We start from the raw sequence: 14,193 nt of genomic DNA, 5'->3' as shown, positions 1-14,193 counted from the left end.
CTGCAGCGCGTTGTGGTGTGTAGCCGGTGTGCACAATCTTGCAGGGCTGCCGGATCATCGGGTCACCCGGATGACTCGAAAACCCCGGAAACATGCGGAACTTGGCTGCTCAATAACCGATCGGGACCCCCCAAATCGCCTCCGGGCATCCGGTAAATCAGCCGTCTTCGACTTCGGGGGTTCGAATCCCTCACCCGCCACGCCGCATGATTCCGGGCTTCAGCCCGATCCAGACGCCCTCCCCGCAGCCGGGGAGGGCGCCTGTGCGTTCCGGCAGCGTGGCCTGCGCTGATATCGACGCCAGTCGGATCGACGGTCAGGGCCGCGCTTCAAGCGCCCGACGGATCATGCCGATGGACGCGCTCGTCAACCGGGGGAGGTCCCCGGCTTCGGGTGCCTGCGTCATGAGCCAGGTGTCGATCGCTTGGCCCATCGCGCCGGCGACGGCGATGAGCAGGCCTGGAGGGAGGTCGTCGCGGACTGCCCCGATCCCTTGGCCGGTGGCGAGCACCTGCTGCATCCACGGGCCGATCATCGTCTCCAGCTCCTTCTGGACGTGCTGCATCTCGGAGGTTCCCGATGCCGCGATCCATGCGCGGATCATGGCCGCCAGCTGGGGTGCCGCACGAAGTGCCGACATGAGGTCGAGGTAGTAGGTGGCCAGGGCTGACCAGAAGGCGTCAGCAGTGACGGTCGTCGTGAGGTCGAGCGGTTCCACGCCGCGCATGAGCTGCTCGAGCTCGACTCGGACCACGTACGCGAACAGGTCCGATTTGCCGTCGAAGTAGTGATACATCGAGCCCTTGGACGTGCCGGTGGCTTCGAGGATCCGGTTCAGGGACGCGTTGTGGAAGCCGTGCGCCGCGAACTCCTCCGTGGCGGCGGAGACGATCGCGCGTCGCTGAGCGACAGGAACCTTCGCGAATCCCGACCGGACCATGCGCTGCGTCGGGCGTCTCAGGCGGGGCTGAACGCGGGGAGGTCGATGGCGTCGTGGAAGCTCCGCCCCATCACCAGGTCCGCCACCTTCGGCAGCCCCATCAGCCGCATCGCCGTGTTGCGCGTCACGACGTCGAGCCTATTCCGGGGCGCGAAGGCGACTCCGAGCCGCCTGGCGCCATCCTGCTTCGACTTCACGAACGGTCCGAGCCTGCTCTGGTACCGGGCGAACGCCGTCGCGTGATCGCCGTCCGCGGCCATCAGCTCGGCGGCGAGGACGTAGGACTCGACCATCGCGAGGGCGGATCCCTGGCCGGCCAGCAGGGAGGGACACGCTGCGGCATCCCCGACGAGCGCCACGCGACCGCGTGTCCACGCGGGCATGCGGATCTGGCTCGCGGCGTCGAAGTAGAAGGTCACCGACCGGGGCATCGCCTCGAGCATCGCCGCCGTCTCCCACCCGGCGCCCGCCAAGCGCGCCCGGAGCAGCCCCTGCTGGGCGGCCCGGTCGTGGAGCGGCAGAGCGCCGTCGTGACGCGCGGTGATCACCACCATCGTGACGTCGTCACGCAGCGAGACCCGCACCACTTGAAAGCCGACCTCGGCGTACATCACGGCGACGAGCTCGTCGCGCGGCTGGTAGCCGGGGAGGTCGAAGACCGCGACGACGATGTGCTGAGAACGTTCGAACTGCTCGTCCGACCCGAACACGAGCTGCCGCACCCGAGAGTGCAGACCATCCGCGCCGACGACGAGGTCGAAGTCGCGTGACGGACCGCGCTCGAACGCCACGTGAACACCCTCGCCGTGATCGTCGATCCCGATGACGGTGTCATCGAGGATCAACTCGGCCGCGCCGCCGATCGCCGCGTAGATGGTCGCGGCCAGGTCGGCGCGAGCGACGCTGACATAGTGTCCGGCCGCACCCATGATCGAGCTCGACCGGATCGAAGCCAGCCGCCGTCCGGTCCGGTCGACCGCCCGCGCTTCGGGGATCACGTACCCGCGTCGCTGCAGCTCGGGGACGATCCCCATCCGGTCGGCCACGTCGAAGCCCGCGCCCCAGAAGTCGACCAGGTAGCCGCCGCTCCGCAGCTCCGGCGCTCGCTCGACGAGCGTCGGCTGGTGCCCGGCGCGCGCCAGCCAGTAGGCGAGGGTCGGGCCGGCGATCCCGGCCCCCACGATCAAGATCCGCATCGGATACCTCCTGCGAGGATTAGACCACCAGTCTAGACCGGTGGTCTAGCCCGTTGGCGGAGCTCGATCGCACGGAACGAATGCGCTCGGTCGCCGCGGGAGATCCCGAAGGGAATGGGTCGAAGGAAGGCGAGGGCGCCGCCGCACCGCACCGATGGTGAGGTCCGGCGTCCGCGAAGGAGACGTGCCCGTCGCGCCGGGTGTCACACGGCTCGCGCTGCCACGCCGGTCGGCTCCGGCACGACGAACATGCGGTGGGCCTGAAGCGGAACGGTGGCCGTGCGCAGCCGCGGGATCGCAGCCAGCATCGTGAGGCCCGTCGCCCAGGAGACCGGGTTCGCGAGGACCAGGGCGAACGCCAGCATCCACGGTGCGTCCGCCCGGGCGGCGAGCACGGTGAGCGTGACTGCCGCCACCAGCCGGATCACGAGCAACGCGGGGCCGTCCTGACCGGCTGATCGGTTCCGGATGAGCATCTCGACCCAGGCGTTCCAGTCGTGGGGCTGCACCAGATAGGCGCAGCCGACGACAAGGATCAGCAGCGCGCCGACCTCCGCGAGACGACGCCACTCCCCCCGCGCCAGGTACCAGAGCAGGCCGACGCCCGTCGAGACCTTCGTCAGCACCGGCAGCAACCACGCCGCTCGCGACCCGCGCATCCCGAGGACGAGCGCTGCGGCGAGCAGCACATGGATGTTGCCGTTCACGATCTCGGGCAGGCTCACGCAGACCGCGGGGAACGCCCACCGGAACGAGAGCGGCCGCAGCAGCCAGTACAGCGCCAGCGCCTGGAGCACCGCCCAGAGCGCCAGGAAGAGGGGCCACGGCAGCAGAGCAAGAGGGCGGATCGCGTCGGCGAACAGCGGCGAGTAGAGGAACGCATCCACCACACCCGGCGGGCGGTCGTAGGAGAGTGCGCGGCCGGCGACCCAGTACGCGTGCGCGTCCAGTCCCACGCCGATCCGCATGAGGTTGACGGTGCCGACCAATCCCGTCGCCCCGACGCACCAGAAGATGATCGGCGCGAACCTGGCCACGAGCGGGAACTCCGACGACACGGTCGTCGAAATCGGAACCGTGGTCACATCTCGAACGTACGAGGGCCTCGGCCCTTCTTGCCAGCCCCCGAACTGGCTGCCTTCTGTGTGCCCCAGGCGTCGACGATCCTTCGCTGCGACCGGGTAGGCCGACACGTATCGATCGCGGAGCAGGCCGCGCCGTGCCGGGCGGATCGGCGTACCGTCCCGCTATGACGAAGAAGTCGGCGGAGGATTCGGGGACGGAACGAGACGAGCCGATTCACGTCTTCGATCAGACCAACGGGGTGCTGAGCGAGGATCCGACGTCGGGCGGCCGGCCACCGGGCAACCGGATCCACGCCGCCAAGGGTGATGTACCGGGTGCCACCCACGTCGTCCTCGGCGGATGGTGAGTACCGGCTCATGCGGACCGGGTTGCGGTGCCGGAATGGATCCGGACGAGACGGCCGCGCGGTAGCGGCTGCTGGCCGGCCCCGTCGTTGATCCCATGCGGGTGATCGGATACCACTGCACCTGGTGCACCGAGTCGAATGCACGGCGAGCGGTCACCGGTTCGCGCACTGAGGGGCGGGTCCGCGCGCCGAGGGTCGGCGCACCTTCGTGAGTTGCCACTTCTGGCCCTTGGAGCGGCTCTTCGAGGGCTGAAAGCGGCAACTCACGCGGAGAGCCCTGGGCTCGAGGCCCTACTTCGTTTCGCCCACCACCGCTATCCCTCGTCTTCCGAGCCATCCGGGCGTAGCGTCGAAGACGTCCGAGGACAGCACGGCGCTGCGGACGAACCGCGGCTCGCGGCGGGTGGCGCACCAGGGACACCGGCTTCGAGGCGACCACCTCGAGTGAGCAGGCATCATGACCTCGATCCGTCCGGATGCGCATCCGGTCCGTTCCTCTGACGGTGTCCAGCGACGCCACGAACCGGAACGCGCTGCTCGGGGGGCGGATCGCTCCGAGCGTCCCACCGTGCTTGGGCGGCCCACTCGCCCGAGCGTCGATCCGGGGCATGCGGATCCGGGGCATGCGCGCTCGGCACAGGGGTCCCTAGTCGGGTTCCTCGCCGACTCCGGGCGGCCCGGCGACGAGGTGCGGCTCGTGCTCCTGCGAGGCGCCGGCGGGGTGGTTGCTCGTGGTGCGATCCGCGGGCCGCTGCCCGCATCGCTCAGCGTGCTCGGCGAGGAGTACGAGCTCAGCCGCTTCACCCAGATCGATGCCGACGGCGCCGTCGTCAGCGCCTACCGCGCCGGCACCGGCCCCCGCTCCACCTATCGCTAGCACCCCTCTTCGTCATCCGTCCCGCGGCCGTCCCTGCTCGGGCGCGTCGCTTGCCGCCCGCCGTGCCCGGTGGGACGGTGCGGCCGTCTCGGGCGCCCCGGTGACGCCGTCCTCGAGCGAGGGGTGAACCGTGGGCGACGGACGGATGGTGTGCTGGGGCTGCTGGCCGTCCTCGCGCGCCGTCTCGAGGCGTGGACGGCCGACCGCCGAGCGGTTCGGCTGTAGCGTGCTCGGGCTTCGCGCGCAAGGGGGTCAGAGACTTTCCCTTGTTTTCCGAGACGTCCTGTAGACTGCTGTCAGTTCCGGTGTCACAACGCACCCTGAGGATGAACCGCAGCACGCGGCGCCCATCGAGTCTTGCGGAACGCCGATTCGAGGTGCGATCCGCCTCGGGTGAGCAGGCGACATGTCCGCGTACATGCCCGATTCCGAGTCCCTCTCCTACAGTGCACGCTTCTGCCGCCGCTGCCGGTCCACGATGATCCGTCAGCCGGGGTTCCTCGGCCGGATGCAGTGGCGCTGCGAGCAGTGCAAGCCGTCGATGTGGACGCTCGCCCGCTGATCGAGCCCGCGCAGGGGCCCTCAGTCGGCCGGCTGGCCGCTCGGCAGGGCCTGCGGCGCTCCCGGCGCCACCGGCTGTCCGAAGCGCGGGCTGCCGTCGGCGTTCCAGGTGAACCGCTGCGTGTCGACCACGCGATCCCAGCCGGCACCCGCCTCGCGGGCCGAGTGGTAGACGATCCAGTCCTGCGTCCCGTCGGGTGACGTCGTGAACGACGCGTGCCCCGGGCTGACCACGTCCGCGTTCCCGGCGAAGACCGGCTTCGGCGACTTCGTCCAGGCCTTCGGATCGAGCGGGTCCGCGCCCGTGAGGTGCAGCATCCCGAGGCAGTAGCCGTCCGTCCAGCTGCCGCTCGCCGAGAACACGAGGAACAGCCTTCCGTCGTGCTCGAGCGCCTCCGGGCCCTCCTCGATCGGGTTGCCCGTTCGCTCCCACGGCAGCGTCGGCTCGGAGAGCAGCACGCCGGTGCCGGCGAGCCTCGTCGGCGACGTCATGCGCGCGATGTAGAGGTTCTGCTGCCCGTCGGTGCCGCCGGGCCAGCCGGACCACACGAAGTAGTCCTGGCCCTTCCAGCTGAAGCGGGTGCCGTCGATCGCCCAGCGGCCTGCGGCGTCCGCGATCCTGCCCTTGTCGGTGTACGTGCTCAGCGGATCGTCGGTGGCCGACTCGAGCACGAACATCCGGTGGTTCGCGTTGTCCTTGTCGGCGGTCGTCGCCGCGAAGTAGACGTACCAGTGCCCGTCGATGTGGTGCAGCTCGGGCGCCCAGACGTCCTGGCTGTCCGGGCCGTCGACGGGTTGGGTCCAGATGCGATGGGCCGTGCCGCTGTCGATCCCCGTGAGGTCGTTCTTCGGCGAGACGGTGAGCCAGATGCCGCCGTCACGGCTCTCGGCCAGCAGGTAGCGGTCGCCGTCCTTGATCACCCACGGGTCCTGGCCCTGGGAGGTGATGGGATTCGAGAACGTCCGCCCGGTGGGCATCGGCGTCGAGCCGGCGCCACCGGCGGCGCTGCAGCCTGCAAGGGGGAGCGCCACGAGCGCCAGCATGATCGGCAGGGCCGACCGCCGGATCCGACGGCTCACGCGCCGTCGCCGCCGGTGATGATCGCGCGCAGCTGCTCCATCGGCAGCTTGGGCTCGCGGTCCGCGGTGAGCAGGCCGTTCGCCTCCTGCAGCGTGTCCGTGAGCTGGGTGTAGCAGAACCCGGCGAGCAGGGGGCTGGCGTGCACGGCCTCGAGCAGGCCGCTGAGCCGCTCGCGGAGGTCGTCCGCGTCGGCCGCGGTGGAGTAGCCCCAGTCCTCAGTACCTGCGCCTCCGGGGGAGAAGCGGATGCCCCCGAACTCGCTGAGCACGATCGGCAGCCCGTCCGCGGATCCGTCGAGCAGGATGCGTCGCCCGGCGGGACCGATGCCGTCGAGCTCGCGCTGGAACGCCCCGGCGCTGCCGTAGCGCTCGCGCACGACGTCGGGACGCCACTCGTAGTCGTGGACGGTGAGCAGGTCGGAGTCCACGTGCTCCCACCCGTCGTTCGAGATGACGGGGCGGGTGGGGTCGATGGCCCGCGTCAGCTCCGCGAGTCCCCGCGCGTACGACCGGAGCGCCGGCGTCGCGGCGATGTGCTGCACGCCCCAGCTCTCGTTCAGCGGCACCCACGTGACGATCGACGGATGCGACCGGTCGCGGTCGAGCACCTCGAGCCACTCGCGCACCGTGCGGGTGATCGCCGTGGGGGAGGACTCGTAGGCGCCTGGCGCCTCCGACCAGACGAGGACGCCGAGCCGGTCGGTCCAGTAGAGGAACCGTGGGTCCTCGAACTTCTGGTGGATGCGCACCGAGTTGAAGCCGAGGTCGCGGATCAGCTGCACCTCGTCGCGCAGCGCCTGCGCCGACGGGGCCGCGAGGTGCGACTCCGGCCAGTAGCCCTGCTCGAGCACGCTGCGCAGGTAGACCGGCCGGTCGTTCAGCAGGAAGGCGCCGCGGTCGACCGCCGCGCTGCGGAGGCCGAGGTAGGAGTCGATCACGTCGGTGCCGGCAGGGCCGGCGACCGTGACCTGCGCGTCGAGCAGCACGGGGTGCTCCGGCGACCAGAGCAGGCGCTCGTAGCCCTGCCCGTTCGCCTGCTCGGGCACCGCCAGCACGACGGTGAAGCGATCGCGGGCGACCGCGGTCGTCGACTCCGCGAGGTGACGTCCGTCGTGCGTGACGACGACCCGGCAGGTGGTGCCGTCGGCGGGCACGTGGTCGAGGGCGACCTCGAGCCGCACCGTCGCGGTGGGCAGATCGGTGGTCCAGTGGAGGGTGCGCACCGCGAGGGCCGGAACGGCCTCGAGCCACACCGGCTGCCAGATGCCGGTGGTGCGGTGGTACCAGATGACGTGCGGATCGGGCAGCCAGTCCTGCTTGCCGCGCGGCTGGCCGACGTCGAGCGGGTCGTCCTCGGCGCGCACCACGAGGGTCCAGGCGTCGCCCTCGGCCACGTGCTCGGTGATGTCGAACGAGAACGGGGTGTGGCCGCCCTCGTGCGTGCCGAGCAGCGCGCCGTCGAGCCACACGCTCGCGCGGTAGTCCACCGCACCGAGGTGCAGGAGCACGCGGGGCGCGTCGGCGCTGCGGCCGGCATCCGTCAGGTCGGCAGCGGTCAGCTTCCGGGAGTACCAGACGACGGGGTGGTACCCGGTGTCCCCGATCCCGGATGCCGGCGACTCCGGCGGGAACGGCACCGTGATCGTGCGATCGGCGGCGAACCCGGCCGTCCAGCCGGCGGTCGCGCCCTCGTCCCCGTCGTCGTGGCGGAATGCCCAGGAACCGTCCAGCGACTTCCAGGCCGACCGCACGAGTTGCGGTCGAGGGTGGAGTTCAGCGGCGTTGACGGCGGCGTCTGGCATGGCGCATATTGTGCACCACTTTCAGCGCTGTAAACCTGGACGGATCATGCGCTCTCCGGGGCGCTCTCCCGGATCACCAGGTGATGCGGAACGATCAGGTGCCGGCCGAGACCCTCGAAGCCGCTGATCCGCTCCTCGAGCAGATCGAGCGCCGTGTCGGCCAGCGCGGTCGTGTCCGCGGCGATGGTCGTGAGCGTCGGATGGGTGAAGGACGCCATCGCGATGTCGTCCCAGCCGGTGACCGCCACCTCGCCCGGCACGTCGATGCCGCGCTCCGCGAGAGCGCGGAGGGCGCCGATGGCGGCGAGGTCGTCCCGGCAGACGAGCCCGTCGATCCGCAGGCCGCCGTCGAGCGCGGCGCCGAGCGCGACCGCAGCGGCCTGGGCCGAGATCGCGGCGCTCGCCACGAGCAGCGAAGGGTCGACCGGGAGGTCCTCGAGCTCGAGGCCGCGCTGGTAGCCCATGATCCGGATCTTCGAGGTCTCGGTCGGCCGGCCCTGCTCGTGCCCGAGGAAGCCGATCCGCCGTCGCCCGAGCGAGGCCAGGTGCCGCGTGACGGTCGTCGCCGCCTCCACGTTGTCGATCATCACGTGATCGAGGCCCAGCGGCGCGGGTCCTTCGCCCAGCAGCACGATCGGCACGTCGGAGCGGTGCTTCGCGATCTCGAGGGACGACATCGCCGCCGGCTGGAAGATGACGCCGTCGACGAGGCCCGCCTCGCTCGCTGAGACGATCGCGCGCTCCTCCTCGATCGAGCTGTCGGTCTGCTCGAGCAGCAGCCGGTACCCGCGCTTCGTGGAGTGGGTCGAGATCATCCGCGCCAGCTCGGCGAAGTACGGGATGGTGACGTCCGCGAGCGCGAGCGCGATCAGCCCGGTGCGGCCGGTGGCGAGCCCGCGGCCCATCGCGTTCGGTCGGTAGCCGAGCAGGTCGATCGACGTCTGCACCCGCTCGCGCATCTTCGCGCTCACGTGCGGGAAGTCGTGCACGACGTTCGAGACCGTCTTCATCGAGACGCCCGCGTGCTTCGCCACGTCCTCGAGTCGCACCCTCGCCATCAGGCCCCCTCGGATCCACGCCCTCCGACCGAGCGGCTTCCTGAGCGTGGACCGTACACGCTCTCCGAGTCTCGCCCGGAAAGTTGACGGGGATTTACCAGCGCTGTAACTTCGCGCCAGTCCTCGTCCGACGTCAGGGTCGGCCATGGCTCGGGTGCGGCGAGGCGCACTGCAATCACTCGAAGGGGAGCAGATGAAGAAGGGATTCGCCCGACGTGCGATCGCCGCAACGGTGGCGCTCGGGATGGGCATGACCCTCGCCGCGTGCAGCGGCGGCGGCAGCGGCGGCGGCAGCGGGAGCTCCGTGCAGTCGGGCACGTACAAGGGCCCGAAGGTCACCGTCACCTTCTGGAACGGCTGGACCGGCGGTGACCAGCAGACGATCCTCACCAAGCTCGTCTCGGAGTTCAACAGCAGCCACAAGAACATCGTGATCAAGCCGGTCGAGATGCAGTGGGCGGACATCAGCGCGAAGATGCCGCTCGCCATCAAGGCGGGCAAGGGCCCGGACCTCACGGTCGCCCACGGTGACGACATCGCCACCTACGCCGCGCAGGGCCTGCTCGTGAAGAGCGACGCGATCGTGAAGGAGCTCGGCTACAAGGCGAGCGACTTCCCGCCCGGCCTCTTCGAGCACGGCGTCTACCAGGGCGCGCAGTACGGCATCCCCTGGAGCGTCACGCCCCTCGGCCTGTACGTGAACAAGTCCGTGCTGCAGAAGGCGGGCATCAGCCCCACCGACATCCCGGCCGACAAGACCACCTACCTGAACGACCTGCAGAAGCTGAAGGACAAGGGCATCCAGGGCGAGTGGGTGGACGGCTACGTCTTCACCGGCACGTTCGAGTTCGAGTCGCTGCTCTGGCAGTACGGCGGCGACCTGTTCAACAAGGACGTCTCGAAGGCCACGTTCAACTCCCCGGCCGGCGTCCAGGCGCTGACCTGGATGGTCGACCTGGTGAAGAAGGGCTACAGCCCCGCCAAGGTCGCGCAGGACGGCAACATCAACGCCCTCATCGCCGGCAAGACCGCCTTCAACTGGAACGGCATCTGGCAGACCAGCAACACCGCCCTGCTGAAGGACCAGTGGACCGCGGCTCCGGTCCCCCAGATCGGCACGCAGAAGGGCGTCTGGTCGAGCTCGACCGACTGGGCCTTCGTCAACAACAAGGGTCAGGACAAGAACAAGACGCAGGCCGCGGCCGCCTTCGTGGAGTGGATGGAGAACCACTCGACGGTGTGGGCCGGCGGCGGTGAGCTGCCCGCGGCGAACAAGACCCGCAACAGCAGCAGCCTCGCGGCGCAGTACCCGAACCTGAAGCCGTTCCTGAGCGAGCTCGACTACGCGCACTTCGAGACGACGGCTCCCGGCATCCCGAACGCGGAGGCCACCATCACGGTCGCCGTGAACAACGCGATCCTCGGCAAGCAGTCGCCGAAGGATGCGCTGGACCAGCAGGCGGCGAAGGCCGACCAGCTCCTGGCGCAGAACAAGCAGCAGTACGGTGGCTGACACTGCCGTAGCAGTCCCGTCCGCCCGGACCTCCACCAGGTCCGGGCGGGCGGGGCGCCGCCGTCGCACCCTGACGGCCTACCTCTTCCTCGCGCCGTTCCTGATCCTCTTCCTCGTCTTCGTGGTGACGCCCGCCGTCTGGGGCGTCTGGATCAGCCTCCACTCGTGGAACCCGCTGCTGACGTTCCACCGGTTCATCGGCCTGCAGAACTACACCGACCTCTTCACGCCCGGCTCCGTCACCTTCGGCGACTTCTGGCAGAGCATGGGCGCGACGGCGATCTTCACGATCCTCAGCGTGCCGTTCCTCGTCATCGTGCCGCTGTTCATCGCCGTGCTGCTCAACCAGCGGATCCGCGCCGGCGGCCTGTTCCGCGGCATCTTCTTCGCGCCCTACGTGCTCGGCGTCGCGGTCATCGGCGTGGCCTGGCGCTACCTGCTCGACCCGCAGAACGGCGTGGTCAACAACCTGCTCGACCTCGTCGGCATCACCCAGAACATCCCGTGGACCGTCGACGTCCCATGGGCGTGGATCTCGCTGGCCGGCATCACCGTGTGGTGGGTCGCGGGCTTCAACATGGTGATCCTGCTCGCCGGCCTCAAGGGCATCAACGCCGAGCTCTACGAGGCCGCCGCCATCGATGGCGCCGGCGCGACGCGCAAGTTCTGGAGCGTCACCCTGCCCGGGCTGCGGCCGGTGATGGCCTTCGTGACCACCACCACGATCCTCAGCTCGGCGAACATGTTCGGGCAGTCGTACCTGCTGACCAAGGGTGCTCCCGGCACGACGACGCGCACGGCGATCATGTACATCGCGAACGAGGGCCTGTCGCAGAACCAGATGGGCGCCGCTTCCGCGATGAGCTACATCCTCTTCCTCGTGCTCGCCGTCATCAGCATCATCAACTTCCGCCTCCAGGCCCGCTCGGCCAACGACTGAGGACGACATGACGACGACGACCACCGCTCTCTCGCCGGCTCGTGCGGCCGCAGTCGAGCAGACCGACCGCAAGCGGCCCCGCAACCGGCGCCGCTTCTGGACCCAGTTCGTGCTCTACGCGGTCCTGATCATCGGGGCGCTGATGATCGTGCTGCCGCTGCTCTGGATCTTCCTCACGTCGTTCAAGACCGACTCGGACGCGATCACCAACCCCGCATCCCCGATCCCGCACCCGTTCACGTTCGACGCGTACCAGACGCTGTTCACCAGCAACCAGCCGATCCTCCGGTGGTTCCTCAACAGCCTGGCCGCCGGCGTGCTGCAGACCGTGCTCATCCTGGTCACCGCCTCGATGGGCGCCTACGCGCTCGCCCGGCTCGACTTCCCGGGCAAGAAGGTCGTCTTCGGCGCGATCGTGCTGACCCTCTTCGTGCCGCCGGTGATCTTCCTGATCCCGAACTACCTCATCGTGCAGAACTTCGGCTGGCTCGACACGATCTGGGCGATCACGATCCCCGGCGCCGCCGGCGCGTTCGGCATCTTCTTCCTCCGGCAGTTCTTCATCAACCTGCCGGGCGAGATCGAGGAGGCCGCGCGGCTCGACGGCGCAGGTGACATCCGCATCTTCTGGCAGATCGTGCTGCCGCTGTCGCGGCCGGCGATCGCGACGCTCGCGGTGCTGAGCTTCCTGGCCAACTGGAACGACTTCCTCTGGCCGGTCTACGTGCTGCTCAGCCCGGAGAACCAGACGCTGCAGCCCGGGCTCGCGGTGCTCCAGGGCGCCTACTCGACGCACTACGCCATCGTCATGGCCGGCGCGGTCATCGCCTCGGTGCCGGTGCTCATCCTCTTCAGCCTCGCGCAGCGGCAGATCGTCGAGAGCGTCGCCGCGTCCGGGCTCAAGGGCTGACGGTGGGCGGTCTCGACCGGCCGGACGGCCGCACGCCCACCCTGCGGGACGTCGCCGACGCCGCGGGGGTCTCGTACCAGACGGTCTCGCGGTTCCTGAACCGACCGGAGACCGTCTCGGCGGACACCGCGCGGCGGGTGAGCCGCGCCGTGGCCGAGCTCGGCTACGTGCCGAACGAGGCCGCGCGCGCCCTGCGGCTCGGCCTCGGCTCCTTCCGGCCCGGGGCAGCGCAGGCCTCCTGACCTACCGCATCCGCCTGCCCGTGCGGGGGGCGGGGGAAGTGGGGGCGCGATTCGTCGGGGAAGGGACTCCTCCCCAGGCCGGCCGCGCCTGCGGTTGTGGATCGCCACAACCGATCGGGCGCGGATCCCGCCGTGCTCCACCATGCTGACGGCCCAAGAAGGAGCAGCCGTGACCTCGATCACCCCCGCCACCCGGATCCCGCGGACCGTTCCCGCGGGCCGGGAGCTCTCCGTCGACCTCGTCCGGGTGTGCTGCGTGCTCACCGTCGTGGTGCTGCACTCGCTCATGGTCGGGCTCGGGACCGACGCGGCCGGGCACGTCTCCCAGGGCAACCCGGTGCAGGCGCAGCCCTGGTTCCCGGTCGCGAGCTGGTTCGGGCAGATCATGCCCGTCTTCTTCGTGCTCGGCGGCTTCGCGAGCCTGAAGAGCTGGCGGTCCGTGCAGCGGCGCGGCGGATCCGCGGCCGACTTCTACCGCGCCCGCCTGCTGCGGCTCGCCTCGCCCGCGCTCGGCTGGTACCTGATCGTCGGCGGCCTGCTCTGGGCGGCCGTCGCACTCGGCTTCCCGTTCGCGCTCGGCGACCTGCTGGCCGGCGGGCTCGGGATGCCCCTCTGGTTCCTCGCCGCGTACCTCATCACCCAGGCGCTCGTACCCGGGCTGGCGCTCGCGCACGACCGCGCGCCGCTGCGCACGGTCGGCGCGCTGCTGGCCGCGAGCGTCGTCGTCGACCTCGCCCGGTACGCGTCCGGTGTGACCGCGATCGGGCTGCTCAACCTCGTCTTCGTCTGGGCGCTCGTGCAGCAGCTCGGCTTCTTCTTCGCCGACGGCTCGCTGCACCGCATCCCGAGGCGGTTGCTCCCGGTGATCGCGGTCGTCGCGTTCGCGGCCGTCGGCCTGCTCGGGCTCACCGGCCGCTACTCGCCCGACATGCTCACGAACCTCAACCCGCCGACGGTGCCGCTCGTGCTCATCGGTGTCGGGCAGACCGCGCTCTTCCTGCTGCTGCAGCCCGCCCTCGACCGCCTCATGGCCACGCGGCCGGCGCAGGCCGTCGTCCTCTTCCTCGGCACCCGCCTGATGACGATCTACCTGTGGCACCTGCTGTTCGTGATCCTCGTCGCCGCGCTCGTGCTCGTCGCGCCCGGGTCCATCCCGGCCACGGGGACCGCGGGCTGGTGGTGGGCACGGATCCCGGGCGACGCGCTCGTGCTGGGTGCGCTGCTGCTCGCGTCGTTCGGGCTCGCCCGGTTCGAGCGTGGCCCCGCTCGCGTGGGGCCCGCGCCGTCGGTGCCGCTCCTCGTGGTCGCTGCGGTGCTGGCGATCGCGCCGCCGTTCTTCGCGATGGAGTTCCGGCTGAACCTGCTCGGCTTCGTGTGGGGCGCGGCCATGCTCGGCGCCGCCGTGCTGATCGCCCGGGGCCGCGTCAGCCGCGCCTGACGTGCGCGGCGACACCGCCGCGCACACTCGCGTCTGCTGTCCGTGCGGACATCTGTCGGTGTTCCAGCGGCAGCAGTTGTCCGTGCGGACAGCACTCGCGGGGATGCCGCAGGTCCGCGGCGCGTCAGCGGTCGGCGGCGACCGCCGTCGCGTGGGTGACGACGCCGTAGGCGAGGTGCGGGATCAGGTCGCTGATCCAGTCCG

At 70.2% G+C, this 14,193-nt stretch carries 13 protein-coding genes; 7 read left to right on the top strand and 6 right to left on the bottom strand.

Going from position 1 to position 14,193, the window contains the following annotated elements; genetic code table 11:
- Positions 1–316: 316 nt before the first annotated feature.
- The 3 genes from VIG76_RS07395 to VIG76_RS07385 form a co-directional block, all read right to left on the bottom strand.
- Positions 317–940, bottom strand: coding sequence for a TetR/AcrR family transcriptional regulator (locus tag VIG76_RS07395; RefSeq protein WP_331952664.1), 624 nt, complete (start codon positions 938–940; stop codon positions 317–319).
- Positions 941–957: 17 nt separating this feature from the next.
- Complete coding sequence (locus tag VIG76_RS07390; protein ID WP_331952662.1) at positions 958–2,136, bottom strand: FAD-binding domain; 1,179 nt, start codon at positions 2,134–2,136, stop codon at positions 958–960.
- A 203-nt stretch (positions 2,137–2,339) separates the two neighbouring features.
- A complete protein-coding gene (locus tag VIG76_RS07385; RefSeq protein ID WP_331952660.1) occupies positions 2,340–3,221 on the bottom strand; it encodes a glycosyltransferase family 87 protein in 882 nt (293 codons plus the stop codon).
- Between the two features lie 164 nt (positions 3,222–3,385).
- Between VIG76_RS07385 and VIG76_RS07380 the strand changes: the two genes are divergently transcribed.
- Positions 3,386–3,568, top strand: a complete 183-nt coding sequence (locus VIG76_RS07380; RefSeq protein WP_331952658.1) for a hypothetical protein — start codon at positions 3,386–3,388, stop codon at positions 3,566–3,568.
- Positions 3,569–4,289: 721 nt separating this feature from the next.
- Positions 4,290–4,445: a hypothetical protein gene (locus VIG76_RS07375; protein WP_331952656.1), complete on the top strand. Its 156-nt coding sequence runs from the start codon at positions 4,290–4,292 to the stop codon at positions 4,443–4,445.
- A 582-nt stretch (positions 4,446–5,027) separates the two neighbouring features.
- Here the strand turns inward: VIG76_RS07375 and VIG76_RS07370 are convergent.
- From VIG76_RS07370 to VIG76_RS07360, 3 genes are read right to left on the bottom strand one after another with little or no spacing between them, the layout of a single operon-like run.
- On the bottom strand, positions 5,028–6,086 hold the full coding sequence (locus VIG76_RS07370) for a glycoside hydrolase family 43 protein (protein ID WP_331952654.1): 1,059 nt from the start codon (positions 6,084–6,086) through the stop codon (positions 5,028–5,030).
- A complete protein-coding gene (locus tag VIG76_RS07365; RefSeq protein ID WP_331952652.1) occupies positions 6,083–7,888 on the bottom strand; it encodes a glycoside hydrolase family 2 protein in 1,806 nt (601 codons plus the stop codon). The genes VIG76_RS07370 and VIG76_RS07365 overlap by 4 nt, the downstream gene beginning before the upstream one ends.
- Positions 7,889–7,932: 44 nt before the next feature.
- Complete coding sequence (locus VIG76_RS07360) at positions 7,933–8,946, bottom strand: LacI family DNA-binding transcriptional regulator (protein WP_331952650.1); 1,014 nt, start codon at positions 8,944–8,946, stop codon at positions 7,933–7,935.
- A gap of 193 nt (positions 8,947–9,139) precedes the next feature.
- Here VIG76_RS07360 and VIG76_RS07355 point away from each other — a divergent pair, with 193 nt between their 5' ends.
- From VIG76_RS07355 to VIG76_RS07335, 5 genes are all read left to right on the top strand, one after another.
- Positions 9,140–10,459, top strand: coding sequence for an ABC transporter substrate-binding protein (locus VIG76_RS07355; RefSeq protein WP_331952648.1), 1,320 nt, complete (start codon positions 9,140–9,142; stop codon positions 10,457–10,459).
- Positions 10,452–11,399: a carbohydrate ABC transporter permease gene (locus VIG76_RS07350; RefSeq protein ID WP_331952646.1), complete on the top strand. Its 948-nt coding sequence runs from the start codon at positions 10,452–10,454 to the stop codon at positions 11,397–11,399. Before VIG76_RS07355 ends, VIG76_RS07350 begins: the two co-directional genes overlap by 8 nt.
- A 7-nt stretch (positions 11,400–11,406) precedes the next feature.
- Complete coding sequence (locus tag VIG76_RS07345; RefSeq protein ID WP_331952644.1) at positions 11,407–12,309, top strand: carbohydrate ABC transporter permease; 903 nt, start codon at positions 11,407–11,409, stop codon at positions 12,307–12,309.
- A gap of 2 nt (positions 12,310–12,311) precedes the next feature.
- Complete coding sequence (locus VIG76_RS07340) at positions 12,312–12,551, top strand: LacI family DNA-binding transcriptional regulator (RefSeq protein ID WP_331952642.1); 240 nt, start codon at positions 12,312–12,314, stop codon at positions 12,549–12,551.
- A gap of 169 nt (positions 12,552–12,720) precedes the next feature.
- Positions 12,721–13,989, top strand: a complete 1,269-nt coding sequence (locus tag VIG76_RS07335) for an acyltransferase family protein (protein ID WP_331952640.1) — start codon at positions 12,721–12,723, stop codon at positions 13,987–13,989.
- Positions 13,990–14,193: the final 204 nt, after the last annotated feature.

The organism is Amnibacterium sp. (assembly GCF_036559085.1).
Taxonomy (GTDB): Bacteria; Actinomycetota; Actinomycetes; order Actinomycetales; family Microbacteriaceae; genus Amnibacterium.
This window is presented reverse-complemented; position numbering and strand designations above follow the sequence as displayed.

Bases quoted from the DNA above. Each gene is read 5' to 3' on its own strand.
- VIG76_RS07395 (WP_331952664.1), bottom strand. From the start codon at position 940: ATGGTCCGGTCGGGATTCGCGAAGGTTCCTGTCGCTCAGCGACGCGCG.
- VIG76_RS07390 (WP_331952662.1), bottom strand. From the start codon at position 2,136: ATGCGGATCTTGATCGTGGGGGCCGGGATCGCCGGCCCGACCCTCGCC.
- VIG76_RS07380 (WP_331952658.1), top strand. From the start codon at position 3,386: ATGACGAAGAAGTCGGCGGAGGATTCGGGGACGGAACGAGACGAGCCG.
- VIG76_RS07365 (WP_331952652.1), bottom strand. From the start codon at position 7,888: ATGCCAGACGCCGCCGTCAACGCCGCTGAACTCCACCCTCGACCGCAA.
- VIG76_RS07360 (WP_331952650.1), bottom strand. From the start codon at position 8,946: ATGGCGAGGGTGCGACTCGAGGACGTGGCGAAGCACGCGGGCGTCTCG.
- VIG76_RS07355 (WP_331952648.1), top strand. From the start codon at position 9,140: ATGAAGAAGGGATTCGCCCGACGTGCGATCGCCGCAACGGTGGCGCTC.
- VIG76_RS07345 (WP_331952644.1), top strand. From the start codon at position 11,407: ATGACGACGACGACCACCGCTCTCTCGCCGGCTCGTGCGGCCGCAGTC.